Source organism: Streptomyces sp. NBC_00009, assembly GCF_045040855.1.
Classification (GTDB): domain Bacteria; phylum Actinomycetota; class Actinomycetes; order Streptomycetales; family Streptomycetaceae; genus Streptomyces; species Streptomyces aureus.
In genome coordinates this window covers 8,633,504-8,657,187 of sequence record NZ_CP108312.1, presented here as the reverse complement: position 1 = coordinate 8,657,187, position 23,684 = coordinate 8,633,504, and the positions used below count along the sequence as shown (strand labels likewise).

Annotated in this window: 24 protein-coding genes and 2 pseudogenes; 9 read left to right on the top strand and 17 right to left on the bottom strand. The window is 69.1% G+C overall.

The window, feature by feature from the left end; all coding sequences use genetic code 11:
* Genes OHA58_RS39450 through OHA58_RS39435 form a run of 4 tightly spaced genes read left to right on the top strand, consistent with a single transcriptional unit; the run spans nucleotide 1 to nucleotide 5,847 of the window.
* Nucleotides 1-1,656, top strand: a complete 1,656-nt coding sequence (locus tag OHA58_RS39450; RefSeq protein WP_405475441.1) for an extracellular solute-binding protein — start codon at nucleotides 1-3, stop codon at nucleotides 1,654-1,656.
* Nucleotides 1,653-3,146, top strand: a complete 1,494-nt coding sequence (locus tag OHA58_RS39445) for a GH39 family glycosyl hydrolase (RefSeq protein ID WP_405475443.1) — start codon at nucleotides 1,653-1,655, stop codon at nucleotides 3,144-3,146. The genes OHA58_RS39450 and OHA58_RS39445 overlap by 4 nt, the downstream gene beginning before the upstream one ends.
* Nucleotides 3,143-3,823, top strand: coding sequence for a hypothetical protein (locus OHA58_RS39440; RefSeq protein WP_405475445.1), 681 nt, complete (start codon nucleotides 3,143-3,145; stop codon nucleotides 3,821-3,823). Before OHA58_RS39445 ends, OHA58_RS39440 begins: the two co-directional genes overlap by 4 nt.
* Entirely contained in the window at nucleotides 3,820-5,847 is a 2,028-nt protein-coding gene (locus OHA58_RS39435) for a beta-galactosidase (RefSeq protein ID WP_405475448.1), read from the top strand. The genes OHA58_RS39440 and OHA58_RS39435 overlap by 4 nt, the downstream gene beginning before the upstream one ends.
* 79 nt (nucleotides 5,848-5,926) lie before the next feature.
* Here the strand turns inward: OHA58_RS39435 and OHA58_RS39430 are convergent, their stop codons facing one another.
* The gene (locus OHA58_RS39430; protein ID WP_405475451.1) at nucleotides 5,927-7,903 is read right to left on the bottom strand and encodes an alpha-glucuronidase; all 1,977 of its coding nucleotides are present in this window, start codon (nucleotides 7,901-7,903) and stop codon (nucleotides 5,927-5,929) included.
* A 425-nt stretch (nucleotides 7,904-8,328) separates the two neighbouring features.
* Here OHA58_RS39430 and OHA58_RS39425 point away from each other — a divergent pair, with 425 nt between their 5' ends.
* A complete protein-coding gene (locus OHA58_RS39425; protein ID WP_405475453.1) occupies nucleotides 8,329-8,883 on the top strand; it encodes a hypothetical protein in 555 nt (184 codons plus the stop codon).
* 878 nt (nucleotides 8,884-9,761) lie between these two features.
* Here the strand turns inward: OHA58_RS39425 and OHA58_RS39420 are convergent.
* The 3 genes and pseudogenes from OHA58_RS39420 to OHA58_RS39410 form a co-directional block, all read right to left on the bottom strand.
* Nucleotides 9,762-9,890: pseudogene (locus OHA58_RS39420) on the bottom strand (nitroreductase family protein); the annotation flags it as partial.
* Nucleotides 9,891-10,115: 225 nt separating this feature from the next.
* A complete protein-coding gene (locus OHA58_RS39415) occupies nucleotides 10,116-10,844 on the bottom strand; it encodes an SDR family oxidoreductase (RefSeq protein ID WP_405475456.1) in 729 nt (242 codons plus the stop codon).
* A gap of 99 nt (nucleotides 10,845-10,943) precedes the next feature.
* The gene (locus tag OHA58_RS39410; protein WP_405475458.1) at nucleotides 10,944-11,612 is read right to left on the bottom strand and encodes a nitroreductase; all 669 of its coding nucleotides are present in this window, start codon (nucleotides 11,610-11,612) and stop codon (nucleotides 10,944-10,946) included.
* A 146-nt stretch (nucleotides 11,613-11,758) separates the two neighbouring features.
* Here OHA58_RS39410 and OHA58_RS39405 point away from each other — a divergent pair, with 146 nt between their 5' ends.
* A complete protein-coding gene (locus tag OHA58_RS39405) occupies nucleotides 11,759-12,409 on the top strand; it encodes an FMN-dependent NADH-azoreductase (protein WP_405475461.1) in 651 nt (216 codons plus the stop codon).
* 390 nt (nucleotides 12,410-12,799) lie between these two features.
* On the opposite strand, the gene OHA58_RS39400 is transcribed toward OHA58_RS39405, so the two are convergent.
* The 3 genes from OHA58_RS39400 to OHA58_RS39390 form a co-directional block, all read right to left on the bottom strand.
* Complete coding sequence (locus tag OHA58_RS39400) at nucleotides 12,800-13,285, bottom strand: MarR family winged helix-turn-helix transcriptional regulator (RefSeq protein ID WP_405475464.1); 486 nt, start codon at nucleotides 13,283-13,285, stop codon at nucleotides 12,800-12,802.
* 528 nt (nucleotides 13,286-13,813) lie between these two features.
* Entirely contained in the window at nucleotides 13,814-14,065 is a 252-nt protein-coding gene (locus OHA58_RS39395) for a hypothetical protein (protein ID WP_405475467.1), read from the bottom strand.
* Between the two features lie 40 nt (nucleotides 14,066-14,105).
* A complete protein-coding gene (locus OHA58_RS39390) occupies nucleotides 14,106-14,663 on the bottom strand; it encodes a DUF4158 domain-containing protein (protein ID WP_405475468.1) in 558 nt (185 codons plus the stop codon).
* 300 nt (nucleotides 14,664-14,963) lie between these two features.
* On the opposite strand from OHA58_RS39390, the gene OHA58_RS39385 reads away from it, so the two are divergent.
* Entirely contained in the window at nucleotides 14,964-15,434 is a 471-nt protein-coding gene (locus tag OHA58_RS39385) for a hypothetical protein (RefSeq protein ID WP_405475470.1), read from the top strand.
* A 119-nt stretch (nucleotides 15,435-15,553) separates the two neighbouring features.
* On the opposite strand, the gene OHA58_RS39380 is transcribed toward OHA58_RS39385, so the two are convergent.
* From OHA58_RS39380 to OHA58_RS39350, 7 genes and pseudogenes are all read right to left on the bottom strand, one after another.
* Entirely contained in the window at nucleotides 15,554-15,931 is a 378-nt protein-coding gene (locus OHA58_RS39380) for a fic family toxin-antitoxin system, toxin component (protein WP_399981565.1), read from the bottom strand.
* Nucleotides 15,931-16,170 carry a hypothetical protein gene (locus OHA58_RS39375; protein ID WP_405475474.1) on the bottom strand — a complete coding sequence of 80 codons (240 nt, stop codon included), beginning with the start codon at nucleotides 16,168-16,170 and terminating at the stop codon, nucleotides 15,931-15,933. The genes OHA58_RS39380 and OHA58_RS39375 overlap by 1 nt, the downstream gene beginning before the upstream one ends.
* Before the next feature lie 501 nt (nucleotides 16,171-16,671).
* Nucleotides 16,672-17,073, bottom strand: coding sequence for a tautomerase family protein (locus OHA58_RS39370; RefSeq protein ID WP_405475477.1), 402 nt, complete (start codon nucleotides 17,071-17,073; stop codon nucleotides 16,672-16,674).
* Between the two features lie 242 nt (nucleotides 17,074-17,315).
* Nucleotides 17,316-18,077 carry an SDR family oxidoreductase gene (locus OHA58_RS39365; RefSeq protein WP_405475480.1) on the bottom strand — a complete coding sequence of 254 codons (762 nt, stop codon included), beginning with the start codon at nucleotides 18,075-18,077 and terminating at the stop codon, nucleotides 17,316-17,318.
* 52 nt (nucleotides 18,078-18,129) lie between these two features.
* The gene (gene mdlC / locus OHA58_RS39360) at nucleotides 18,130-19,713 is read right to left on the bottom strand and encodes a benzoylformate decarboxylase (protein WP_405475482.1); all 1,584 of its coding nucleotides are present in this window, start codon (nucleotides 19,711-19,713) and stop codon (nucleotides 18,130-18,132) included.
* A 235-nt stretch (nucleotides 19,714-19,948) separates the two neighbouring features.
* Nucleotides 19,949-20,368: pseudogene (locus OHA58_RS39355) on the bottom strand (alpha-hydroxy-acid oxidizing protein); the annotation flags it as partial.
* 77 nt (nucleotides 20,369-20,445) lie between these two features.
* On the bottom strand, nucleotides 20,446-20,700 hold the full coding sequence (locus OHA58_RS39350; RefSeq protein ID WP_405484679.1) for a hypothetical protein: 255 nt from the start codon (nucleotides 20,698-20,700) through the stop codon (nucleotides 20,446-20,448).
* A 51-nt stretch (nucleotides 20,701-20,751) separates the two neighbouring features.
* Between OHA58_RS39350 and OHA58_RS39345 the strand changes: the two genes are divergently transcribed.
* Together OHA58_RS39345 and OHA58_RS39340 are read left to right on the top strand one after the other, a co-directional pair.
* Nucleotides 20,752-21,069, top strand: coding sequence for a hypothetical protein (locus OHA58_RS39345; protein ID WP_405475485.1), 318 nt, complete (start codon nucleotides 20,752-20,754; stop codon nucleotides 21,067-21,069).
* 98 nt (nucleotides 21,070-21,167) lie between these two features.
* Nucleotides 21,168-21,380: a hypothetical protein gene (locus OHA58_RS39340; protein WP_405475487.1), complete on the top strand. Its 213-nt coding sequence runs from the start codon at nucleotides 21,168-21,170 to the stop codon at nucleotides 21,378-21,380.
* A 247-nt stretch (nucleotides 21,381-21,627) separates the two neighbouring features.
* On the opposite strand, the gene OHA58_RS39335 is transcribed toward OHA58_RS39340, so the two are convergent.
* The 3 genes from OHA58_RS39335 to OHA58_RS39325 all read right to left on the bottom strand — a co-directional run bounded on the left by OHA58_RS39335 (nucleotide 21,628) and on the right by OHA58_RS39325 (nucleotide 23,594).
* On the bottom strand, nucleotides 21,628-22,011 hold the full coding sequence (locus OHA58_RS39335) for a recombinase family protein (protein ID WP_405484681.1): 384 nt from the start codon (nucleotides 22,009-22,011) through the stop codon (nucleotides 21,628-21,630).
* Between the two features lie 177 nt (nucleotides 22,012-22,188).
* The gene (locus OHA58_RS39330) at nucleotides 22,189-22,854 is read right to left on the bottom strand and encodes an ISAs1 family transposase (protein WP_405475490.1); all 666 of its coding nucleotides are present in this window, start codon (nucleotides 22,852-22,854) and stop codon (nucleotides 22,189-22,191) included.
* A 146-nt stretch (nucleotides 22,855-23,000) separates the two neighbouring features.
* Nucleotides 23,001-23,594, bottom strand: coding sequence for a helix-turn-helix domain-containing protein (locus tag OHA58_RS39325; protein ID WP_405475493.1), 594 nt, complete (start codon nucleotides 23,592-23,594; stop codon nucleotides 23,001-23,003).
* Between the last annotated feature and the right edge of the window lie 90 nt (nucleotides 23,595-23,684).

The following is a 23,684-nucleotide window of genomic DNA, read 5'->3' as shown; positions in this document are numbered from 1 at the left end:
GTGACAAACCACGGTCAGCTGTCGAGAAGGTCCCTGCTCGCCGCGGCGGGCTTCGCGGGCCTGGCCGCACTCACCGGCTGCGGCAGCGGCGACGACGGCGGCGACTCCAAGGACCTGTCGAAGAAGCAGGACGGCGCGATGAAGGACTACCGCGCCGGCGAGCGGTTCAAGGCCACCAAGGCGCTGTCGTTCTCCGTGCTGCACAACAACAACCCGGTGTACCCGACGAAGAAGGACTGGCTGTTCTGGAAGGAGGTCAGCAAGCGCACCGGCGTCACTCTCAAGCCGGTCGACGTGCCGCTGAGCGACTACGAGAAGAAGCGCAGCCTGCTGATCGGCTCGGGCGACGCGCCGTTCCTGATCCCGAAGACGTACCACCCTGCCGAGGTCGCGTTCGTGTCGTCGGGCGCGATCCTGCCGGTGAGCGAGTACGTGCGCCTGATGCCCAACTTCCGCGACAAGGTCAAGAAGTGGAAGCTGGAGCCGGAGCTGGATTCCTTCCGCCAGTCCGACGGCAAGTACTACCTGCTGCCCGGTCTGCACGAGAAGGTGAAGTCCGGCTACTCGCTGGCCTTCCGCACAGACGTCCTCGACAAGATCGGTGTGGAGCTCCCGGCGACGTGGGACGAGGTGTACGACGTCCTCAAGGCGGTCAAGGCCGAGTACCCGGACCGCTATCCGCTCTCCGACCGCTGGAGCACCAACACCGTCTATCCGGCGGGAGCGCTGGTCGGCTATCTGGGGCAGTCGTACGGGGTGAAGGCCGGCTGGACGTACGACAACGTCACCTTCGACACGAAGGCGAAGAGGTTCGTGTACACCGGCGCCACGGACGGCTTCCGCCAAGTGGTCGAGTATCTGCGGAAGTTGGTCGACGAGAAGCTCATCGACCCGGAGAGCTTCACGCAGACCGACGACGACGCGGTGAAGAAGCTCCTCAGCGAGAAGTCCTTCGCGATCAGCGCGAACCCGCAGGAGCTGGTCCAGAACTACCGCTTCAACCTGGAGAAGCAGGTCAAGGGCGCGAAGATCGAGATGGTCCCGGTGCCGCTCGGCCCGGCCGGCGAAGTCGTCCTGGGCGGCGCCCGCCTGGAGAACGGCGTGATGGTCTCCAGCGAGGCCCTCAAGAGCGACAACTTCGTCGCGATGATGCAGTTCCTGGACTGGCTCTGGTACTCGGACGAGGGCCAGGCCTTCTGCAAGTGGGGCGTCGAGGGCGTCACGTACACCAAGTCCGGGAGCACGTACGAGCTCAAGCCCGGCATCTCGCTCATGGGCTCCGACCCGAAGGCGCCGAAGGATCTGCAGAAGGACTACGGCTTCTTCAACGGCGTGTTCACGTACGGCGGCAGCTGGGATCTGGTGTCGTCTTCTTTCAGCCCGGACGAGAAGAAGTTCCAGGACGCGATGGCCACGCGTAAGCAACTGCCGATCGACCCGCCGCACCCGCTGCAGTCGGCGGAGCAGGAGCAGGCGACGCTGTGGGAGACGCCGCTCAAGGACCATATGAACCAGAACATGCTGAAGTTCGTACTCGGCAAGCGCCCGCTGTCCGAATGGGACTCCTACGTGGCGGAGGCGAAGGCGAAGAACAGCGACCGCCTCGCGGATCTGCACACCAAGGCCTACGAGCGGTACCAGAAGGAGAACGGGTGATCCACGTCCCTTCGGAGCCGGTCGGCCGGCTCGGCACCGCCTGGCGTGAGTGCGTCGGCACGGGCCGCATGGAACTCGCCCTGCGCCGCGACTACCAGGACTCCCTCACCCTGCTCCAGCGCGAGATCGACTTCCGGTACATCCGCGGGCACGGCCTGCTGAGCGACGGCATGGGCGTGTACCGGCCGTACGAGTGGCAGAGCGCGCGGCGGGTGCACCACGCGTTCACGTACGTCGACCAGGTCGTGGACGCGTACCTGGAACTCGGTATCCGTCCCTTCGTCGAACTCGGCTTCATGCCACGGGAGTTGGCGTCGGGCGAGCAGACGGTGTTCTGGTGGGGCGGTAACGTCACGCCGCCGTCCTCGCACCGGGAGTGGGCGGATCTGGTGCGCGCGACCGTGACCCACCTGGTGGACCGCTACGGCCTGGACGAGGTGCGCACCTGGCCGATCGAGGTGTGGAACGAGCCGGATCTCCCGGACTTCTGGGAGGGAGCGGACCAGGCGGCCTATCACCGTCTGTACGAGGTGTCGGCCCTGGCGGTGAAGGACGTCGACGCGTCGCTGCAGGTGGGCGGGCCCGCGCTGTCGCCGGGCGCCGACGAGGGATGGCTGGCACGGTTCGCCGAGTTCGTCGGGGGGCGTGGGCTGCCGGTCGACTTCGTGTCGCGGCACGCGTACACGTCGGGTCCGGCGCAGCAGGTGCCGTTCGGCAGGCATCAGACGCTGGCGCCCGCGGGGCGGCTCCTGGAGCAGTTCGCGGCGCCGAGGCAGGAGCTGAAGGGGACGCCCCTGTCCGAACTCCCGGTCCATATCACGGAGTTCAACTCGTCGTACCGCCCGGACAACCTCATCCACGACACGGCCTTTCATGCCGCGTACCTGGCGCCGGTGCTGGCCGGCGGCGGAGACCTCGTGGACTCCTTCTCGTACTGGACGTTCAGCGACATGTTCGAGGAGGTGGGGGTGCCGACGGCGCTGTTCCACGGCGGCTTCGGACTCCTGACGCACCGCCAGGTGAAGAAGCCCACGTACCACCTCTACGCCTTCATGGCCCGCATGGGCGACGAGGTGCTCGCGCGCGGCGAAGACCATCTGGTGACGCGGCACACGGACGGCCGGGTCACGGCGTTGGCGTGGGCGGCGCCCGGCGCGGACGGTCACACGGTGCACCTGTCCGTGCCGGTCGGCGGGGACGAGGTGTTCCTGCGCCGCTCCAGCGTGGACGAGGAGCGCGGCAACGCGTACACGGCGTGGCGACGGATGGGCAGCCCGCGCTCGCCGCGCGCGCACCAGCTGGACGTCCTGCACGAGGCGGCGGAGCCGGTTCGCTCCCATCTCCGGCTGCCTGTACGGGATTTCGCGGCGGTCGTCGAGATCGCCTTGGAGAAGAACGAGGTGACGCTGGTGGAGCTGGAGCCGGTGGCGGAGGAGGCTCCGCCGTGGTGGGACGAGGGGCGGCTGCTCGGGGGCGGCAATACGCGATGAGCACCGCCGCGACCCACTTCGGCGCAAGCCCGCTCTCTCGGGCCTGCGCGCTGGTCCACACACTCCTGACGGTCGAGGTGCTGCTCCTTGCCACGGTGGCGCCCGGCGGTGTGGGCCTGCTGTTCCTCAGCGGCGAACCGGGCAGCCTGCCGCTGGCTGCGCTGTGCCTGGTTCCGCTGGGGCCCGCCCTGACCGCCGCTCTGTACGCGCTTCACCACCGCAGCAGCGACCTGACAGAGCTGCGTCCGGCCCGCGCGTATCTGCACGCGCTGCGCATCAACTCCGCCGCCACACTGCGCATGTGGCTGCCGCTCCTGGCATGGCTGACGGTCATCGCATACAGCCTCACGCACTTCGCCGCGACCGGACTGCCCAGCTGGTGGGCGGCCCTGCTCGGGCTGATCGGAGTGGGCGTGGCGCTCTGGGGCGCCAACTCCCTTGTCCTGCTGGCTCTGTTCAGCTTCCGTACGGCGGACACAGCACGTCTCGCCGCGTACTTCATGCTGCGCCGGGGCGGAGCGACGGCCGGGGCGCTCAGCGCGCTGGTCGTCGCGGGCGCGGCCACGCTGTGGTTCACCGAGGCCCTGCCCCTGCTCCTCACCCCGCTGCTGCTGCTCTCGCTGCTGCGCACCAGCCGCCCGATGATCACCGAGACCCAGGAGGAGTTCACCGCATGAGCGGCGCCCCCGGCACCCCGAAGATCCCCTACGGCGGGGACTATAACCCCGAGCAGTGGCCCGAGGAGGTGTGGAGCGCGGACCACCGGCTGTTCACGCAGGCCGGGATCGACACACTCACGGTCGGCGTCTTCGCGTGGTCCCTGCTCCAACCCGCGCCGGACACCTACGACTTCACGTTCCTGGACCGGATTCTCGACCGGGCCGCGGCCGAGGCCCGCCGGGTCGTGCTCGGCACCGGGACGGCCGCGCTGCCGCCGTGGCTCGCGAAGGCCCACCCGGAAGTCAACCGCACCGACTTCGAAGGCCGCCGGCACGGCTACGGGCAACGCCACAACTTCTGCCCGAGCTCACCCGCGTACCGCCGCCTGTCCACGGCGCTCGCGGGCCGCCTCGCGCAGCGCTACGCCGACCACCCGGCGCTGCTCGCCTGGCATGTCAACAACGAGTACGGCGGCGCCTGTTACTGCGAGCTGTGCGCCGAGGCGTTCCGCGAGTGGCTGCGCGCACGGCACGGGACGCTGGACGCGCTCAACGACGCCTGGTGGACGACGTTCTGGTCGCACCGCTACACGGACTGGGCGGAGATCGAACCGCCGAGCGCGCTGACGGAGCACTGGCGCGGCCCCGACCACACGGCGTTCCAGGGCATCACGCTCGACTACCAGCGGTTCATGACGGACGCGCTGCTCGGCTGCTTCGTGGCGGAGAAGGAGGCGATCCGCGCCCACAGCAGGGACACGCCGGTGACGACCAACTTCATGGGTCTGTACCGCCCGTTGGACTACCACCGCTGGGCGCCGCACCTCGACTTCGCGTCCTGGGACAGCTATCCGCCGCTCGACGCGCCACCGTCCTGGCCGGCGCTCGCCCACGACCTGATGCGCGGCCTGAAGGACGGCGCCCCGTTCTGGCTGATGGAGCAGACGCCGTCGACGACGGCGTGCCGTGACGTCAACCCGCTGCGCAGGCCCGGGGAGTCGCGGCTCGCGAGCTGGCAGGCCGTGGCGCACGGCGCGGACGCGGTCCTCTACTTCCAGATGCGTGCGTCGCGCGGCGCGTGCGAGAAGTACCACGGTGCGGTGATCGGCCACGCTGGACGCCACGACACGCGCGTCTTCCATGAAGTAGCCCTGCTCGGCAGCGAGTTGGAGCGGCTGGGCAATGTGACGCTCGGAGCCCGCACCCCGGCCCGCACCGCGCTGCTCTTCGACTGGGACAGCTGGTGGGCGCTGGAGATCTCGGACGGCCCCTCGCGGCTGATGAAGTACATCGACGTGGTGCACGGCTACTACCGGGCGGCACGGGTGGCAGGCGCGGACGTGGACGTCGTCCCGGTGACCGCGGATCTGTCGGCGTACGACGTGGTCCTGGCCCCCGTCCTGCACCTGGTGAAGGGCGATGTGGCGGAGCGACTGGAGGCGGTGGCCGCGCGCGGCGGCACGGTCCTGACGACGTTCCTGTCCGGGCGCGGCGACGAGCACGACCGGGCGTTCCTGACGGACGTGCCGGGCCCGCTCGGCCGGCTGACCGGCGTGCGCGTGGACGAGTGGGACTCACGTCCGCCGGAGGTGACGAACCCGGTCGACCTGGACGGCCAGGAGGTGGCGTCCCGCCTGGTCTTCGAGATCGTCGTCCCCCAGGGTGCCGAGCTGGTCGGCGCGTACACCTCCGACTTCTACGCGGGCACGCCCGCGATCACCCGCAACCGTTTCGGCGACCGCGGCGGCGAGGGCTGGTACGTGGCGACGCATCTGGACGACGCCGGGACGGACCGGGTGGTGCGCCGGGTCCTGGACCGGCACGGTCTGGTCGGCCCGTACGCCGAACACACGGACGTGGAGACGTCGACCCGTGTCACGCCCGACGGAACGCACCTCTTGTTCCTCCTCAATCATGCGGCCACAGATGCCCAGTTGACGGCGCACACGGCCGCGACGGACCTCCTCTCGGGCCAGCACCACGAGAAGGGAGAGCCGCTCACTCTTGACCCGCTGGGCGTCGCCGTGCTGCGGATCGGGTGAGCCGGAGCCGGGGCGGGCAGCGCGCCCGGCTGCACGTAGGCATGTACCCGCCGTCGGCCCTCCAAGCCGCACTTCGCGCTCAGTGAATGTGCCGCCCCTTCTGGTCCGGCACCCCGGACTTGCGCAGGAAGTAGCTGTTCACCTGGTCCCGCCACTCGCGGGCGCAGCGCACCTGCTCCTCGTACCGCTCGGTCACCCGCGCATGCCGGGCGGGTGAAACCAGGTCCGCGAGGGAGGTCCACACCTGTCTCGCGGCCTCGGCCTCCTCAACGCCCTCGAAGTGTGTGTCGTAGATGTGCTGGATGACGGTCTTCCCGCTGCGCGGCACATGCTCGTACGGCACGTGGTGGAAGAAGAGGAGGAGTTCGTCGGGGCAGGTGTCGGGGGTCTCGTAGGTCTCGGACCACGGCTTCGCGTACTGGGCCGCGTACCCGGTTCCGGTGGCCCGGCTGCGGTCCACGCCGACGCCGTCGCGGTCGGCGAAGTGGTACGTGCCCCAGGGGCTGTACTCGTAGCCGTCGACGCTCGGACCGTAGTGGTGCCCGGGCTGCACCATGAATCCGACGCCGAGGGGTGCGGTGTACTTCTCGTACGTCGCCCAGGACCCGGCCAGCACGTCCCGCAGGCCGGCTCGGAGCCGTTCGGGGTCCGTGGTGCGGTCGGGGGTGAAGGTCAACTCCGTCCATTCGCCGAGAATTGGGGCTGGGGCGGCGTCCGGCTGCCAGGCGAGGCGGCCGAAGGCGTACAGGTTGAACTGGGCGAGAGGGTGTCCCGTCCAGTACGGGTCGTCGCCGACGTTCGACACCGCCACGAGGTCGTCCGCGAGCGCGCCCACCTCGGGGCCCTGGTCGCCCGCCGGCCGAAATCGCAGTACCTCGGACCACATCGGCGCGAGCGCGCACACATGCCGCTGCTGGCCGGTGTACTCCTGGGTGACCTGGAGTTCGACGGCGACGCGGGTGCGGGGCATGGCGCCGATGACCGGTGAGACGGGTTCGCGGACCTGGAAGTCCATCGGTCCGTGCTTGACCTGGAGGACCGCGTTGTCCCTGAACTGCCCGTCGAGCGGGGCGAAGTGGTCGTACGCGGCGCGTGCCCGGTCGGTGCTCCGGTCGCGCCAGTCCTGGCGGTGGTCGTAGACGAAGGCCCGCCAGTGGACGGTGCCACCGTGCGGGGCGAGTGCGTCGGCGAGCAGGTTGGCGCCGTCGGCGTGGCTGCGGCCGTAGGCGAAGGGGCCCGGCTGCCCTTCGGAGTCGGCTTTGACGACGAAGCCGCCGAAGTCGGGGATGGTCTCGTACACCTGGTCCACGGCCGCGCGCCACCACGCACGTACGCCCTCGTCCAGCGGGTCGGCGGTGTCAAGCCCGCCCAGGACGAGGGGCGCGGCGAAGCTGACGGAGAGGTGGGTGCGGATGCCGTACGCCCTCAACTCGCATGTAATGGCTGCCACTTCACCGATGCGGTCGGTGAGGAGGTGCGCCTCGGCCTCGTGGACGTTGACGTTGTTGACGCTGAGGGCGTTGATCCCGCAGGCCGCCAGCAGCCTCGCGTACGCCCGCACCCGCGCCAGGTCGCCGCGCGCCCGCCCGTCCTCCCAGAAGATCGATCCGCCCGCGTAGCCACGCTCGACCTGTCCCATGACGGGGTGGACCGCGACGTTGTCCCAGTGGTTGAGCATGCGCAGGGCGAGGGCGGGGCGGTGGGTCCGCGAGGGCGCGTCCGTGAACGCGGCCTCTCCCAGGCGTACGACCTCGAAGTAGCCGTAGAGCAGACCTGCCGGGTCGGCGGCCGTGACCGTGGTGCGGCCGCCCGCCCGCTCCAGGGTGAAGCCGTCCGGGCCTTCGTCGCCGGCCTTGTCCAGGCTCAGCAGCAGATCGCACACGCCGTCGTCGTTAACCTGCGCACCGCCGAACTGCGCGCAGGCGTACGTGACTTCGTCCCGGACCGTGTCGACGAGGGCGCCGTCACCCCGGACCCGGACCCGCCGCGAACCGAGCGCGCGCAGCGCCTCGTCGGGCAGCCATGCGGGGTCGACCCCGTTGCCGGCGACAAGCATGGACGGCCTTCCTGAGCGAACCTCCGACGTGCCGGACGCGACATGTCGGATGCGATTGTTCCGGCCCACGCCTCGGATTTGTCAATAGCCTTACCGAATAACTGATGCGCATGTCGCCTCCTGGGCGCCGCCTCCGTAGGCTTCGATGAGCTCCTTGCAGTCCGCGGGGCGCGCAGTCTGCAGGGTGCTTTCGGCGGCGTTCCAGTCCAGAGCCTGGCCGCCGTCCTGAGGCCGCGGCAGCAGCTCAGTGAGCCGGGTCAGCTCGGGAGTCATCTGTTGGGTCCTTTCGTCACCGCTTGCGGTTCCAGATGGTGAAGATGTTGGTTCCACCGCCGACGCTGCCGTGCGGACACATCTGGAAGCCGTTGTTGACGTGGCAGCGTCTGGCCACCCGCTGTCCGGCCCCGTCATTCCTGCGGTGGTGCATGAAGACCGGCCGGATGCCCCGCCTCACGCTGCCGCCCGCGGTCATCACTCAGGACTCGGAACCGCTGCACCAGCACCGCCGGCTCGCGATGCTCCGTCGGGTCCTCAGTGACAACTCCTTGGGCCCGCGGGCCCGGGTCGCCGCCGCGCTCGTTCTCCTCTATGCGCAACCCGTCACCCGCATCGTCCGCCTCACCATCGACGATGTCACCGACAACGAGGGCACCGTCACCGTCCAGTTGGGCGACCCGCCGTCCCCACTGCCGAAGCCGGTCGCCGACGTGATGCGGGCCTACATGCAGTCCCGCCAATACCTGCCCTGCGCCAGCAGCAGGAGCTCACGGTGGCTCTTCCCCGGCCGTCAGCCCGGGCAGCCGATGACCCCGGTCAGCCTCCAAGTTTACTTGCGGAAGATCGGCGTCCCGCCGCAGCGTGGCAGGACCTCCGCGATCCGCCAACTTGTCCTCCAAGCGCCGGTCCCCGTCATCGCGAAGGCGCTCGGTCACCACGACAAGACAGCCACACGGCTGGTCACCGAAGCAGGCGGAACCTGAAGCCGATACGCCCCCGGCGACCACGCTCGGTGACGCCGAGGCCGACCTCGCCCAGAAATACGCGACACCTCAGCAGGTGAGCCCACCAGTGCCGGGCCCGGGATGGACGTCCCCCCGGGCCGTGGCCCCCTCCCTGTTCTCATCAGGAGCTGCCATGAGCATGTCCCGCCGTACCCTCCTGCTCGCCGGAGGAACCGCCGCCACCCTGCTGCCTCTCGGAGGCATCCTCCCCGCAGCACAGGCCGCCGCCCTGAGCACCACCGGAGCGCCCCCGCCGCCACTCCGATTCCCGACCCGATCCCCGTCACCTGGACCCGCACCTCCGACGGCGGCCAGACGGCGACCGCCGGCCGTCGCGGGCCCGCCCTCGCCCTGTCCGAGAAGCAACTCGCGGCCAAGGGCACGTACGCGGCCTGCGTCACGCCCCAATCCTCTTCCGCCGTAGGCGCGTTGGTACCCGGGCCGCCCCCGACGGCTCGACCGGATACGCGGTCGCCCTCGACCCCGGCCGCTCCCGCATACGGCTCTACGACCTGGCCGGCGGCGACACACTCGCCACCGCTCCACTTCCGGGCGCGCAGGCCGGAAAGCCCTACGACCTCGAAGTGGCGGTCGACGGACCCGAGGTGACGGTGCAAGTCGACGGCAAGCGGCTTCTCCACACCGAGGACCACCGCCACGACACCGGATCGGTGGGCCTGCTCGCCCAGGGCGGCAAGGTCACCTTCGGCCCGCCCTCCCTCTCCTCGGTCACCACCAACCTCACTGGCTGGACGACGAGGCCACTGGGCTGGCGCGCGGCCCCAACCCGGGGAGCCACCGCCCGCGCCCTCACCACGACCAAGACGTACGACACCGCGTTCCAGGCCGACCTGCTCCTGCACGACGCTTCCGGACGGTGCCCAGGCCGCGGCGGACAGCACCCGCTCCAGCACCTGCCTCGGGACGGGCCGGTCGGTGAACCCGCGCACCGCCCGTCGGCTCGTGACCGCCTCATAGACATCCAAGATCATCTACCTCCCTCATCTGCTCCATGTGTCTACTCATTGACAATCCCGGACCGTGAAATGCGACAAGGCACCTGAAACCTCATCAGCGACAGCCGTACCGGGATGCATCCCGCAAGGTGACCACGCGGTGAGCAACGCGCCCGGAAAGACCCCTCGGCCCACCGGCACCGGCGCAACGAAAAGACTGCCGGGCTGGGACGGGACACGGGGGAGGCGGTGATGTCAGGAGAGCCAGTCGGCGTAGCCGGTGGCGGCGAGGTGGGCGTCCTTGTCCGTGAGGACGTCACCCTTGACGACGGCGAACATGCCGGCAGTGGGGTCGGTGACGACGGTGCGTTGGTCGCCCTTGTGGGACAGGGTGATCCGGCCCAGCTCGTCCAGGGTGAAGATCTCGGGGCCGGCGATGTTGCGGATGCCGTTCAGCGGGGCGCCCGCGGCGACCTCCGCCACCGCGGCTGCCACGTCCTTGGAGGCGATCGGCTGGATCGGCGTGGCGGGCAGCCGGACGGTGTCGGCGTCGGCGGTCCAGGACAGGACGGCGCCCATGAACTCCATGAACTGCGTCGCCCGGACGATCGAGTAGGGGATCGCCCCGGCCGCGAGGAGGTTCTCCTGGAGCGCCTTGGCCCGGTAGTAGTCCAGCTCCGGCACCTGGTCCGTGCCGACGATCGAGAGGATGACGAAGTGGCCGACGCCGCCTTTGCGGGCCGCGGCCAGAAGGTTGTCCATCGAGGTCTGAAAGAAGGCCGGGGAGGCTTCGTCGAAGGTGGGGGAGTTCGTCAGGTTGACGACGACGTCGGCTCCTGCCACTGCCTCGTCCAGTCCCTGGCCGGTGATGACGTCGATGCCGGTGGACTTCGAGTGCGGTACCGCCTCGTGCCCGGCGGCGGTCAGGTTCTTGACGACCTGCGACCCGATGAGTCCGGTACCACCGATGACTGCGATCTTCATGGCATGCCTTTCATGGAGGTTATGTGCGGAATATGGCATATGAACAGCTACGTGGATGGGGCAAGAGACGGCGCTTCGATCAGTCGCGGAGGGGCGCCGTCACAAGCCGTCGGCGAACGTGACGGTCTCATCGAGCGGCGCCCGGCCTATACGGGCGTCACGTGCGGTGACGTCCTCGAACCCGATCGACATGCCACAGAAGAGGACGAGCTCTTCCGGTGGTGACAGGACCTCCGCGACGGTCCTGTGGAACTTCGCCCATGCCATCTGCGGACAGCTGTGCAGCCCTTCGGCGCGCAGCAGAAGCATGACGGTCTGCAGATACATGCCGACGTCGGACCATTGGGCCGGGCCCATGGTGCGGTCGATGTAGCAGAACAGGCCGGCGGGCGCGCCGAAACAGTCCCAGTTCGCGGCAGCGGCCCTCTGACGCGCCTCCAGGTCCTCGCGCGGAATGCCGAGTGCGCCGTAGCGCTGCTCACCGAAGGCGGACCGCCGCTCGCGGTAGGGCGACTTCAGCGCGGGCGGGTACATCTCGTACTCCGGCTCGTCCCAGGGGTCGCCTGAGGCCAGGCGCTCTCCGGCGCGCTTCTTGATCTCGGCCAGTGGCATACCGGTCACCACGTACACACGCCATGGCTGGATGTTCGATCCGGACGGCGCCCAGGCCGCCGCGGACAGAACGCGCTCCAGCGTCTCCCTCGGGACAGGGCGGTCGGTGAACTCGCGCACCGCCCGTCGGCTCGCGACCGCCTCGTAGATGTCCATGATCGCCCGCCTCCCTCTTACTCAACGGATCTACCTTCGTTACGCTAAAGACAGTATCACTCAATACCGTATTGTGTGAAACTATCTCCATACCGACCCTCAGCCCTTGGTTCCCCGCCTCGGGCGCTGCACCTTGGAGAAAGTCCATGGCCACGCTGCTGCACATCGACTCGTCCGTTTTCCCTGGCGAGGCGTCCTCGTCCCGTTCGGTCACGGCTGCCTTCCGCAAGGCCTGGGAGGAGCAGCACCCGCAGGGCACGGTGGTCTACCGCGACCTCGCCGCCGACCCGGTCCCGCACATCACCGCCGACGCCTGGTCCGCCGGTTACGCCGCCCCGTCCGAGCGCACCCCGGAGCAGTCCGCCGCGTTCGCCGCGCGCGTGCAGCTCATCGAGGAGCTGGAGCAGGCGGACGCCGTCCTGATCGGTGCCCCCATGTACAACTTCTCGATCCCCTCGACCCTCAAGGCGTGGCTGGACAGCGTGCTCCTGCTCGGCCGCACCGCCGGCGAGACCCCCTCCGCCCAGGGCACCCCCGTCATCGTCGTCGCCAGCCGCGGCGGCTCCTACGCGCCGGGCACCCCGCGCGAGGGCTACGACTTCGTACAGAACTACCTGGAGGCCGTCCTCAAGGGAACCCTCGGCCTGGACCTCGACTTCATCGTCCCGGAACTCACCATGGCCCCCCGCAACCCGGCCATGTCCGAACTGATACCCCTCTACGAGGCGTCCCGCCGGAGCGCCTTCGAGGAGGCGACCACCAAGGCCAAGGAACTCGCGGAACGTCTCGCCGCGTAACCCTCCCGGCCCGAAGACGCCGTGTGACGCCTCACTCCGGGACGTCACACGGCGCCGGGACCTCACACGGCGCCCTCGTCACTGGCACCCCCCCCCGACGGTGCCAGTGACGCCCTGCACCCGGGAGGCAGGCAGCCCGGCACTGCGGGCGGCCGGAGGTTCGGCCCGTCAGCGGGGCTCACATCGAGACGACGGTGATGCCGGGCGACGGGTGAAGAGCACACCGGCCAGGTACGCGGCGGTCAGCCACGCTCACAATCCCCGTCGGCAACGGAGCCCTGACCGGTCGCCGGGCCGACGCGCAGCGACCAGCCCTCAAGGCCGGATTCGCGGTGGAGCCGCCCGAAACCCAGAGCGCCGACGCGGCCGGCAACGGGTGCGCCGGCGCGCCTACGCCCCGTCGTCCGCGGGATGGGCAAGCCGGGTCAGCAGATCCGTCAGCTGTTCGGGCTCACCGCGCCCCAGTTCGGCAACCAGACGCTCAGCCAGCGGCTCCGCGGCCACGTGGGCGGCATCGAAGAGCTCCAGCCCCTGAGGCGTGAGCTCCACCGCCCGGACCCGCCGGTCCCCCGCAACGGCCTTGCGTACAGCAAGACCTTTGCGCTCCAGGTCGTCCACAATGCGCATGATCCCGGCCTTGTCCGACCCCGTCGCCGCCGCCAGATCCCGCTGCACCGTGGGCCCGTGATTGACCAGCTCGATCAGCACCGCGAAATGCCGCAACTCGATGCCGAGCGGCCGAAGCGCCTCCCCCATCACCGCGGCCGCACGCCAGTGCGCCCGGCGCAGCAGCAGGCCGAGAGCGAAGGGCGAGGGATCCCCAGGACGGTCAGTCGCACGCGAGGCGGTGGTGTGGTCAGGAACGTCGGCGGCCATGAAACCCAGACTACTTCATTCAATACAGTATTGTTTGAAACTAAATGCGCCCACGGGACGGCTACGGGATACCGCCTGCGTCAGCACGAGAAGAACGGCATCTCGTGAGACCAGGCATCCGCCGTCCTGCGTTCCCCGCCGCGCCCCCTCCGACCTCGCTGCCCCATCCACGACCTGGAAACATGCAGCTATTTCCAGCCGTCCAGCGAAACTTCGGGGCGGCCGGCAAGGTGGAGCGCACCGGCGGAAGGCCCAGGCCGAGAGCAAGAAGAAGGCCCAGCGAAAGAAGCCCGAGAAGTAGGACCGAGCCCCCTCCGCTCACGCATCGCTCACGCAAGCACTTCCACGGCAGGGACTGTCCAATCAACGGCTCTGTCTCACTTTCGGTGGTGACGGAGGGTGTCACTATCCGAGGAGAATGCGGTGGCGGAGGAGGGTGAAGTCTGCTCTGCCGTACATCTGCCGTGCGCGTTCGGGGTGACGTCGTCGACCAGGCGGCCGGCACCGGACGTCGAGGCTCCGCCAACCTCACCCCGTCTCCGCCGTTGATGTCTCGCGATGCCTCCCACACGCCTTGCCGCCAACCAGCAACAGCACAACCGCGGGGCAGGCCAGCCACCAGTGCCAATGCCGAACCGCTGTCAGCAACCAGACTCCGGCCGCCAACACGATGGCGATGTCCGGCACGATCGCGTCCCAGCGGCGCCGCAGCACCGACGTGACCAGGAAGAGCACCGCACAGACCTCGAACACAATGGGAAGCCAGAGATAGAGGGTCACCCAGCGATCGTCGAGGATGACGTAGAGGGGCGGCAAGACATCAACTGAGTCCGTGCCCCTCTCGTGCTCTCAGCCCTCTACAGGAAGAGCCAAACCGTCCCGGCAGCGAGCATCGCAGACCAGAGCTCGGCGGACGCCGCTCACGCGCTGACCGAACGGCCGCTGACGCTGCTGAACGACGGCCGACCGACGCCTTGCCCACCAGCCGCCGCACCTTGGCCGGGGCCGGCGGCTCGACGAAGTCGTTGCGGCAGCGGGCCACCACCGCCTCCGCCAGCCGCTCCTGGTCCTCCTCCGTGCCCGCCCGGAACCCGAACGCTTTACGGATCTCCTTGCGGTGGCGCTTGATCCGGTCGCCCTGCCGTCGTACGCCGCCCACTGCTCCGCCGGCACCTTCACCTGCATGGGCCACGTAACCCACCGCGGCAGCCGGGACTTCCCTGCCGGCCTCCGGGAATCGGGCCTCCACCTCGAAGAACTTCAGCAGCATCGCGAAGCCCAGCCGGTTCGCCCCGGACTTGTTCCGCAATCGCTTCATGTCGTCTTCGAGCAGTGTCCGGACCTCGATGAGGTCCTCCGGCTCCCAGTCCTGCCGCACCCGTGCGCTCCTCGCTCCAAATCAGATGATCACCACATCGTGGCCACCTGCCGGTGAAAGCGAAGCCAAGGCTTGCCTGGGTGTATTGCCCTGAGGCGTTGTTTGCGCGGCTGATGGGGGATCACGTGATGTTGCCCCACACGGAGTCCGGCGAACTCACGGACACTGAGCACGAGCTGCTGTGCCGGGAGAACACGGCCCGGTGAGGGGCTCGTACGCATCTGCCGTACGGGGGAACACACACCGGGCGCCAGCCTCGAGCGCACGGCCCCGGGCCAGCCGGTCGTGACAATCGCGATCATGACATCGATGACGGAGACCATCCGCCAGGCCCTGCAGACTGCTCTGGCCAGCCGACAGACGGTGAGCATCCGCGGCTCCCTGCTCGAGATGCTGGAAAGGGCTCCCTCCAAGGCAGAGATCTCGGCAGCCACCACGGCGGCCCGAAGGATCGCCGAGGACGGGGACGCGGTTCTCATCTCCCTGCTTCCCGACCAGGCCGGCGCCGACGCCTACGTGCCTGCAGGCCGTGGGGCCAGGGCGCGCGCGTCGAACTACCTGACCATGGACGAGAAGATCATCAAGGACTTGCCCTGCCGCGTCAGGTTCGCCACGGAGAAGTGGGACGCGGTCATCGACGAAGGCATGCAGCTCACCCAACAGAAGATCGAAAGCGACCCGCGCCTGTCGGCGTTCCTGCCCGGCTGGAAGGCCGAACCGCGTGCCGAGACGCGGGCCCGCCTCATCGCGGAGGCAGCAGGAGCCAAGTGAACTGCACGGCCCCTCCGCGAGGGCGCCTTGGAGTGCGACCGGGCACGTCAGTGACAGGTCCGGGGCCACCCTGCGCGAGCGGTGCTGCTCTGGGCGAAGTGGCGCCGGGGATGCGGGCGTCAGGTGGCGGTGGGCCAGGTCCGTAGCAACGCGGCGATCTTCCCGGCGGTGCAGGCAGGGTCGAGAAGCAGGTCCTTGAGGCCGACGGCATCCTCGCGCGCGGGCTTGACGGGAATCCCGGCGGCTTCGAGGTACATGACGCCGGTGGCTGCGGCGACGGCCAGGTTGGAGCGCTCCAGCCAGCGGCACCGGCCCAGGCTGTGCACCAGGGCGGCGGCTTTGGCGTAGGGGCCGTCGTAGACGGGCTGCTCGAACAGCTCGGCCCGGTGACGGGCGACCGCCGATACAGGAACGCCATAGTCGTCGGGGGCCGGATCGTTCACTCCGGCGGCCTCGGCGACCTGCAGGATCCACGGAACGTCGATGTGCAGATCCATCAGGCCGCGCGCGCTCCGCGAACTGTCTCCTGGGCCTCTTCGGCGTCGTCAAAGACCGCTTGATGCTCGTTCAGGAAGCGGGCGGCCGCATCCACCGCACGGGCGCGCAGGCCGCTGACATCGTCCTGAACCAGCCTGGCGAGGTAGTCCCCAATACTCAGTCCCAGGTCGGAGGCACGCCTCTTCGCAAGTTCCGCAACGTCCTCATCCACGCGCGCGCCCAGCTGTGTCTTCGCCATACCCGCATGGTAACAGCTGTTACCACGATGTGAGGCCTCAGCCGCTGAGGCGGTCGGCAAACGCTCTGCCCCGGCCTTGCACCCGGCACTGGCAACCGGGGCCCTCCGCCGCCCGGCACCACCGGATCCGGCCGATGAGCGTCGGCTCCCGGCGCAGACAGCCGGGACGCGGACGGCCTGTTCGACGGTGAGGCGCGCCATCTGCAGGACTGGGCGAACCGGTACGCGCACTCGGGGAAGGCCATGCGCGAGGGCGGTCCTGTCGACATGGAACGCTTCCTGCGCGGCCTGGCCCGCCTGGAGGCCGGGCTGACCGACTGCGAGACCGCGTGGTCTTTCTGCCGCCATCAAGCAGTCCCCCTCACACAGCTTCACACCGTGCAGATGTGAGTGGTGCGGGACGACGCCGATGCCAAACACTCCGGCTCCGAAGGCGAGTTGCCGTCCGGTGGACTGGTCGATGGCCTCCGGCATGGACAAGCACAGAGACGCGCACGCTGTTCAGGCCCCGGTCCGGCGCAGCCACTCCTCTTCCTCGCCTGGTTCGGGCAGCACGTGCCCACCCTCGACAGCGGACCGTGCAGGGCCGTCCTGCAGTACCACCATGGTCTGGCTCTCGTCGACGCCGGAGATCCGGGCGATCGCTGAGGACAGCTCCAGGGCCAGTCGGGTCGCCTCCTTCTGCGGGTGGCCTCGCCGCACCCATCCAGTGAGGATCAGCGGCTTCGCCGACTGCCCGCCTGCGAAGACGCTGTCCGTAGGCAGCTCGGAGAACACCACGTTGACGTAGGCCGGTGGCACGTGGCTGATGTCCACGTGAATCCGGGTGATCTCGGCTGCCAGCAGGGCCTTCACCTCGCTGGTCAGCGACCCCTGGGTGGTAGTGCACGTGTAGATGGGCATGATGTCTCCTCAACTGCCTTGTGTTCACGGCTGGCTGGCGGCCGGGCCCTGAGCAGACAGTGATCGTTGACGCGCTTCGAGCCGGGTTTTCGCGTCGTAACGGGCAGGAGATTCGTTTCGATCGGGTCAGCGAGCCGTTGTCGGTCCTGTTCGGACCGGAAGGATTCCTCTGATCTGCACCGTTGCTTGGGCTTCTGGCCCCCTGGGTGTTGAGCTGGTCGTGTAGTTCGCTGGGGGCTCCGTCAAAAGCCTTTGCGCACACCCCCGTCGATCGACAGCATCACGCCCGTCAGGTACGACGCGGCCGGCGAGAGCAGGAAGGCGGCGCTGCGGCCGAACTCGTCCGGCGCGCCGTAACGGCGCAGGGGGACGTCGGCGGTGGCGCGCTCGCGGGCGGCGTCAGCGTCGCCGGTCCGTGCGTTGAGTTCGTGTACGCGGTCGGTTTCGATGTGGGCGGGCACGAGGCCGACGACGCGGATGCCCCTCGGGCCCAGCTCGTTCGCGAGGTTCTTGGCATATCCGGCCAGGCCCGGCCGCAGGGCGTTGGAGATCGCGAGGTCGGGGATCGGCTCGTACACGGAGCTGGAGAGGACGAAGCCGATGGCGCCTCCCTCGCCCAGCTCCGCCGCCACCGCGCGGGACAGCCGCACCGCGCCGAGGAAGACCGACTCGAAGGCGGTGCGCCACTGATCGTCATCGATGGTGTCCGACGTGCCTGCCGAGGGCCCGCCGACGCTGATGAGCACCCCGTCGAGCCGCTTGAAGGCATCATGTGCCGAGGCGATCAGCCGGTCTGGAGTGTCGGTCTCGGCGTTGTCGGCCACGACGCCGACCGCCTGCCCGGGGCCGCCGAGCTCCGCCTGTGCAGCGGCGACTGACTTCTCACTGCGGCCGCTGACGACCACCCGCGCACCGTCCGCCACCAACTCGCGCGCCGCGGCCATGCCCAGCCCCCGGGTGCCACCGGTGACTATGTACACCCGGTCCTTCAGTCCGAAGTCCATGATTGCTGTCCTCTCTCCGCTCTTCTCTCTTCGACCGTGCGAGCCTCGCGGCCTACAACATCGCCTTCTGGGGCTGCGTGGCGACCACGATGACGGTGGTGGTGCCGGCGGTCAGGGCCGACTTGAACTCCCGCTCCAGGTCCTCGGCGGTCTCCACGTCGACGGCGCGGCATCCGAAGCCGCGGGCGACGGAGGCGATGTCGAGCCCCGGCAGGTCCAGCCCCGGTACGCCCGGGGTCTCCTCCAGCACCGCGAAGGACTTGAGGATGGAGTACTCCTGGTTGCGCATGACCACATACACGATCGGGAGGTTGTGCTGGGCCGCCGTGTAGACGGCCTGCACGGAGTACTGGAAGGAACCGTCGCCGATCAGGCCGACCACCGGCCGTTCGACGCCCCTGTCCCGATCGCCCAGCGCGACCCCCACCGCGGCCGGGGTGCCCCATCCGATGCCCCCACTTGCCGTGGCGAAGAACGATCCGGACCTGACCGTCGGGAGCCACTCGATCTGCTGGGCCATAGTGGAGGTCGATTCGTTGACGATGACCGCGTCGGGCGGCCGGACTTTACTCAGGGTGGCGTAGACCTCCGGCGGGGTCATAGGGCTGTTCGGCTCCTGCGGCAGCTCCCGGCGCCGCGGCATCGGCTCCGGAGCAGTCCGCGCCGATCCGTCCCCGACCATGTCCAGGAGCAGCTCGATCGCCGTCCCGGGATCGCCCAGGAGGCTGTCACCCGTACGCGCCGCGGCGGCGACGTCCGGATTACCGGTGATGTGCAGAAGCCCGGTGCCTTCGGGGAGGTAGTCGCCGGGTACGTAGGGGTAGTACCGGAACACCTCCGCGCCGATCACAACCACCAGGTCGTGCCCGGTCAGCCGGTCGCTGACGGTCTTCACCGACATCCCCAGCGGGCCGCCGAAGAGGGGATGGTCCTCGGGGAAGGACGCACGGTCCAGCAGCGGGGCGCCGTAGACGGCCGCGCGCAGCTTCTCCGCGAGGGCGACGGCCGCGTCCCACCCGCCGCTGCGGTCGACCTCCGGCCCAAAGACCAACGCGGGACGCCGGCTTGCGGAGATGCGCTCGGCGAAGCCGCGGAGCCGCTCCCTGTCCGGGGCGAAGCGGTCGCTCACCGTCCGCACCCGCGTGAAGCCGGCCAGGGGCCGCTTCCAGTCGTCCATGGGAATCGACAGGTAGACCGGTCCCGTCGGCGGCTGCAGCGCCTGCGCATAGGCCCGCATGAACGCCTCGGGGACGTCCTCGGCGCGGGCCGGTTCGTAGGACCACTTCACCCATGGTTTGGGCAGCGTGGTTGCCTCGCGGTTGCCGAGGTACGGGTCCCCGATGACCAGTTCCCGGTGCTGCTGGCCGGAGGTGATGATCAGGGGCGTGCTCCCGTGGTAGGCCGCCACCAGGTTGCCCATCGCGTTTCCCATCCCGGCCGAGGAGTGCAGGTTGACCAGCGCGGGGCGGCCGGTGACCTGGGCGAAGGTGTCGGCCATCGCGATGACGGACGCCTCCTGCAGCGCCAGGACGTAGGTGAAGTCCTCGGGGAATTCCTGCAGGAACGGCTGCTCGGTGGAGCCGGGGTTCCCGAAGACCGTAGTGAGGTTCAGGGTCCGCAGCAGGTCATAGGTCACGCTGCGGACTGTGGACTTCTCAGACATGGTTACTACCGACTTTCTAGCTGGGGAGGCCGGACGCCGTCTTCGGCGTCGTGATGCCTTCTTCGACGTTGTGGGGAGACCAGACCAGGTGCGGACAATCTGATCCTGTCGGGCAGGGGTCTGCTCGTCGCGACGCGTGGTCCATTCGGTGATGGGCCTGACTGGACGCGTCTGCCATGCGGATCTGACCCCGGCTGGCTGGCGACTGTCAGGCGAGGTGGCGGAGGGCGTCCGGGGTGAGGTAGGCGAGGGGCGGGTAGCCGTCGACGGCCATGAGCAGGTCTGCTTCGGCGAGCAGAGCCCGCACGACGTGAACGACGCCGGCCTCGCCGCCGTGGGCGAGGCCGTACGCGTAAGGGCGACCGACGCCGACAGCGGTGGCACCCAGGGCGATGGCCTTGATGATGTCGGCTCCCGTACGGACACCGGAGTCGAACAGGACGGGCGTGCCGTCGGCGGCCTGGACCCCGCCGGGCACGGCGTCGAGGGCACGCAGGCCGCCGTTGGCCTGGCGTCCGCCGTGGTTGGAGCAGTAGATGCCGTCCACGCCGCCGTCCTTGGCGCGGCGGACCTCGACGGGGTGGCAGATGCCCTTCAAGATCAGCGGCAGATCGGTGATCGAACGCAGCGCCCGCTGACGACCGGGCAAGCCCTCCGGGCCCGGTCCTCCCGTGGGAGGGCCGGGCCCGGCGTCGTGAGCAGCCATCAGGGCGTGTCGCCGGAGTAGTGGAAGCGGCACATCACACCCGGTCCGGGTGCGCGCAGTTCTCCCCGGCGCGGGTCGTACAGCGCGCGGCCGCCGGGCCACCGCCCGAGCTCCGTGGACAGGGCGACCCCGCCGTCGATCTCCTCCGGCCGCCAATCGGTGACGTCTAGGAGCAGCCCGTCCAACGGCCCTCCGATGAGCGTGGCGTAGGTCCGGTGCGGGAGCGGGCCCGGGTTGGGATCGTCACCGACGATGACCTGGCCGACCTGCCCATGAGAGCAAGGGCCTTACTGATCTCGTCCTCAGTGAGCTCTACCGACGCACTGGCCACCGACGACATCCCCAAGGACGTCGCTACGGACCGGTACACGGAGGCGATCTCCGACCTGATCACCGCCAAGCAGAAGGGCAAGCCTGCGCCGCACGCGGCCGAGGAAGAGGCGCCGGCCGGGGCGGTCGTCGGCCTGATGGCCGCCCTCCAGGAGTCCGTACAGAAGGCGAAGCCATCCCGCGGCGAAAGCCGCGAGCACGCCACCGTGCACGAGCTGCCGAAGAAGACCGCGGCGAAGAAGACCACCGGCAAGAAGGCACCCACGAAGAGAACGCCCAAGCGCAGCGCCTAATCGGACCCGATCCTCCCCCCATCGGCTGACGGCCCAGGCTCCGCCTCGCGGTGCGGTCCCTCGTTACCCGCCGCGCGGGGCGTGACACCATGCCAAGCATGGCCGACCGACAGCGCTACCGGCTCACCCTCACGACTAGGGGCGCCGTCGCCATGCAGGGATCGTGGCCCGACTTCGCCGCTACGGACCGGAAGTTCCGGTCATGGATCGGCAGCTACGGCACCATAGCCGAGGCGAAAATCGTCCTCGCAGAACGAGGCCACGACGGCACCTACGAGGCCCTGAAGCAATGGCCCACCGATCAGGCATAGCCGCCCGTCATGGCAGTGCCCCGCCCATAGCCTGATAGTCAACCGCGCTGCCGGGCGCCCCGGGAACCGGCCTTGCCGCCGCCGTGGTGTGGTGGGCTTCCTGACCTTGTTCGCTAGTGCACAACGCCGTCTGGCGCTCTCCCGGTGCGGAGCCTGTTCTCCAGTTCCCACCACTCCCGGCACCATAGCGACGGCCTATGACATGCCGTGCCGTGCCGTCACACAGTGCTCGAGTCCGCCAGGCGCGTCACACACGAAGGCCCAGGAACTGCCGAGCCCCTCGCAATGTGGTGCGCAGTTGCCTCTGGGTTTCCTGGCTGTTGAGGCGTACGTCGAGGGCTCCTGGAATGGCGCTGCCTGCCCCGAACATCGCCCGCCCCTCCATGGTGGCGGTGTCGATGCCCTGCTCGATGACGTGCAGCCCGATGCCGCGCTCGCGCAGCTCGGCGCCGAGGGTCACCAGGTGCAACACGGAGCGGGAGAGCCGGTCGAGCCGGGTCACCTTCAAGGTGTCGCCCTCGCGCAGCAGCTGCCTGACGAGGTCGAGCTTCGGGCGTGACGCCTTCGCGCCGCTGGCGACGTCGACGTGGATGTTGTCGCGGTCGACGCCGTGGCGGAGGAGTGCGTCGATCTGTCACCCACCCCTGCAGCAGACCTCAGCCCTTGCGCTGGTACCGAGGCCTGGCAGGCAACTCAGCCTCCGCGGTACTTGCGCTGAAGCGGATCCTACTCAAGCAACGCACGTATCTACCCAGGACCGTCCCGGCAACCCAGGGCCCCGGGGAGAATCCTGTTCGCTCCGGTTTGATCATGGGATGCCGTGGAGTGTGAGAGTGGCTTCGGACTGGGTATGAGCGCGTCGTGCGCTGGCGATGTTGGCCCAGCCGGCCCGGTGCAGGGCGGCTCGGGCGAGGTCGCGCAGGGCACTCATGACGGCTGGTGTGTGGTGGCGTCGGATCTGGCCGGCGTCCTCGCCGAAGGTGACGTCCTTGACCCAGTGGTTCTTGTTCTCGATGATCGAGTGCCCGCGGCTCCAGGCGGCGAGTTCGGCCGGTGACGCCTGGTGGGCTTCGAGGTCGGTGACGGCGTAGACGGTCTCCGTCGACCATGTGCGGGTGCCGATACGACGTCGTCTGCGGCGGATACGGACCACTTGGCGGGCATGCGGGAAGAGCAGTCCGTCGACGGTGACGACCTGCAGTTCGCGGACCTCCTCCCGGCCGTGTGCCCGGTGGCGGGAGCGGTCCATCACCGGAGCCTGCTTCCAGGGCAGTCGGCTCAACTGGAGGGAAAGTTTCGGCTGGTTGGACTTGACGGCAGTGACGATCCGGCCCGGATCGTGGCCGGTCCCGCGCGGCCTCAACCGCCGCAGAGCGGTCGAGCAGGCACTGTTCAGTCCGGTTGCATCGGCGAGATCAGTCAGCAACCGTGCCCCGGCATGCCCGACCACCCCCGTCCCGTCAGCGGACACCATGAGCCTGGGACGGGAACCGAAATCCTGCACGCAGTGCCTTCCGCCGGCGACGATCAAACCCCTAGACAAGGTTCATCGTCCCAGCTCAGGAAGGCACTTTCGCGTGTCGGCCAGCATCCGCGCCAGCCCCGACCGAAACGACGTGGCTAGCGAGGGGCGTTCTGTACGGCGAGGATGCGCACCCCGGAGAGGTCCTGACCCTCCGTCAGAACTCGCCAGCGGTGCGGGGTTCCGCCTGGGTAGAGCAGGCTGTCACCGGCGTGGAGGCGGTGCAGTTCGCGGCCGCCGGGGCCCAGTAGGTCGACCTCGATCGCGCCGTGCACCACGTAGAGGAACTCATCGCCCGGGTGGTCGTAGTACTCCTCGAACCCGGTGGGTCCTCCCGTGTATTCGACCGGGTGGACGGCGAATTGGGGTGCCCCGAGCATCCGGGCCGAGCCGCCGCTGTTGGCGACGGGGGCGCCGGTCCCTTCTCGTACGACATGGATGTCGGCGGGGGCGGTTGCCGAGTGCGCCAGCAGGGCCTGTTGGGTGGTGCCGAGCGCCTGGGCTATCCGGTGCAGCGAGGGCATGCTCGGGCGGGTCAGCCCGCGCTCCAGCTGGCTAAGGAAGGGATGCGAAAGGCCTGCGCTGCTCGCGAGCTGGACCAGGGTGAGGCCGCGCTTCTTGCGTAGCCGACGGATCGCGTTGCCGAGCTGCTGGTCCGGATCGGCGGGGGTTTCGGTGGGGCGGTCTGCCATGACGGAAATCCTAAGCGGTCACTTCGGAGTGGGATTTACTCCCGCGAAACACATGTCTCCTACGCTCAATGTTGATGTGACGAACATTCT

Coding starts and splice junctions, on each gene's coding strand:
- OHA58_RS39440 (WP_405475445.1), top strand. CDS start 3,143: ATGAGCACCGCCGCGACCCACTTCGGCGCAAGCCCGCTCTCTCGGGCC.
- OHA58_RS39435 (WP_405475448.1), top strand. CDS start 3,820: ATGAGCGGCGCCCCCGGCACCCCGAAGATCCCCTACGGCGGGGACTAT.
- OHA58_RS39430 (WP_405475451.1), bottom strand. CDS start 7,903: ATGCTTGTCGCCGGCAACGGGGTCGACCCCGCATGGCTGCCCGACGAG.
- OHA58_RS39425 (WP_405475453.1), top strand. CDS start 8,329: ATGAAGACCGGCCGGATGCCCCGCCTCACGCTGCCGCCCGCGGTCATC.
- OHA58_RS39415 (WP_405475456.1), bottom strand. CDS start 10,844: ATGAAGATCGCAGTCATCGGTGGTACCGGACTCATCGGGTCGCAGGTC.
- OHA58_RS39410 (WP_405475458.1), bottom strand. CDS start 11,612: ATGGACATCTACGAGGCGGTCGCGAGCCGACGGGCGGTGCGCGAGTTC.
- OHA58_RS39405 (WP_405475461.1), top strand. CDS start 11,759: ATGGCCACGCTGCTGCACATCGACTCGTCCGTTTTCCCTGGCGAGGCG.
- OHA58_RS39400 (WP_405475464.1), bottom strand. CDS start 13,285: ATGGCCGCCGACGTTCCTGACCACACCACCGCCTCGCGTGCGACTGAC.
- OHA58_RS39385 (WP_405475470.1), top strand. CDS start 14,964: ATGACATCGATGACGGAGACCATCCGCCAGGCCCTGCAGACTGCTCTG.
- OHA58_RS39380 (WP_399981565.1), bottom strand. CDS start 15,931: ATGGATCTGCACATCGACGTTCCGTGGATCCTGCAGGTCGCCGAGGCC.
- OHA58_RS39375 (WP_405475474.1), bottom strand. CDS start 16,170: ATGGCGAAGACACAGCTGGGCGCGCGCGTGGATGAGGACGTTGCGGAA.
- OHA58_RS39370 (WP_405475477.1), bottom strand. CDS start 17,073: ATGCCCATCTACACGTGCACTACCACCCAGGGGTCGCTGACCAGCGAG.
- OHA58_RS39365 (WP_405475480.1), bottom strand. CDS start 18,077: ATGGACTTCGGACTGAAGGACCGGGTGTACATAGTCACCGGTGGCACC.
- OHA58_RS39340 (WP_405475487.1), top strand. CDS start 21,168: ATGGCCGACCGACAGCGCTACCGGCTCACCCTCACGACTAGGGGCGCC.
- OHA58_RS39330 (WP_405475490.1), bottom strand. CDS start 22,854: ATGGTGTCCGCTGACGGGACGGGGGTGGTCGGGCATGCCGGGGCACGG.
- OHA58_RS39325 (WP_405475493.1), bottom strand. CDS start 23,594: ATGGCAGACCGCCCCACCGAAACCCCCGCCGATCCGGACCAGCAGCTC.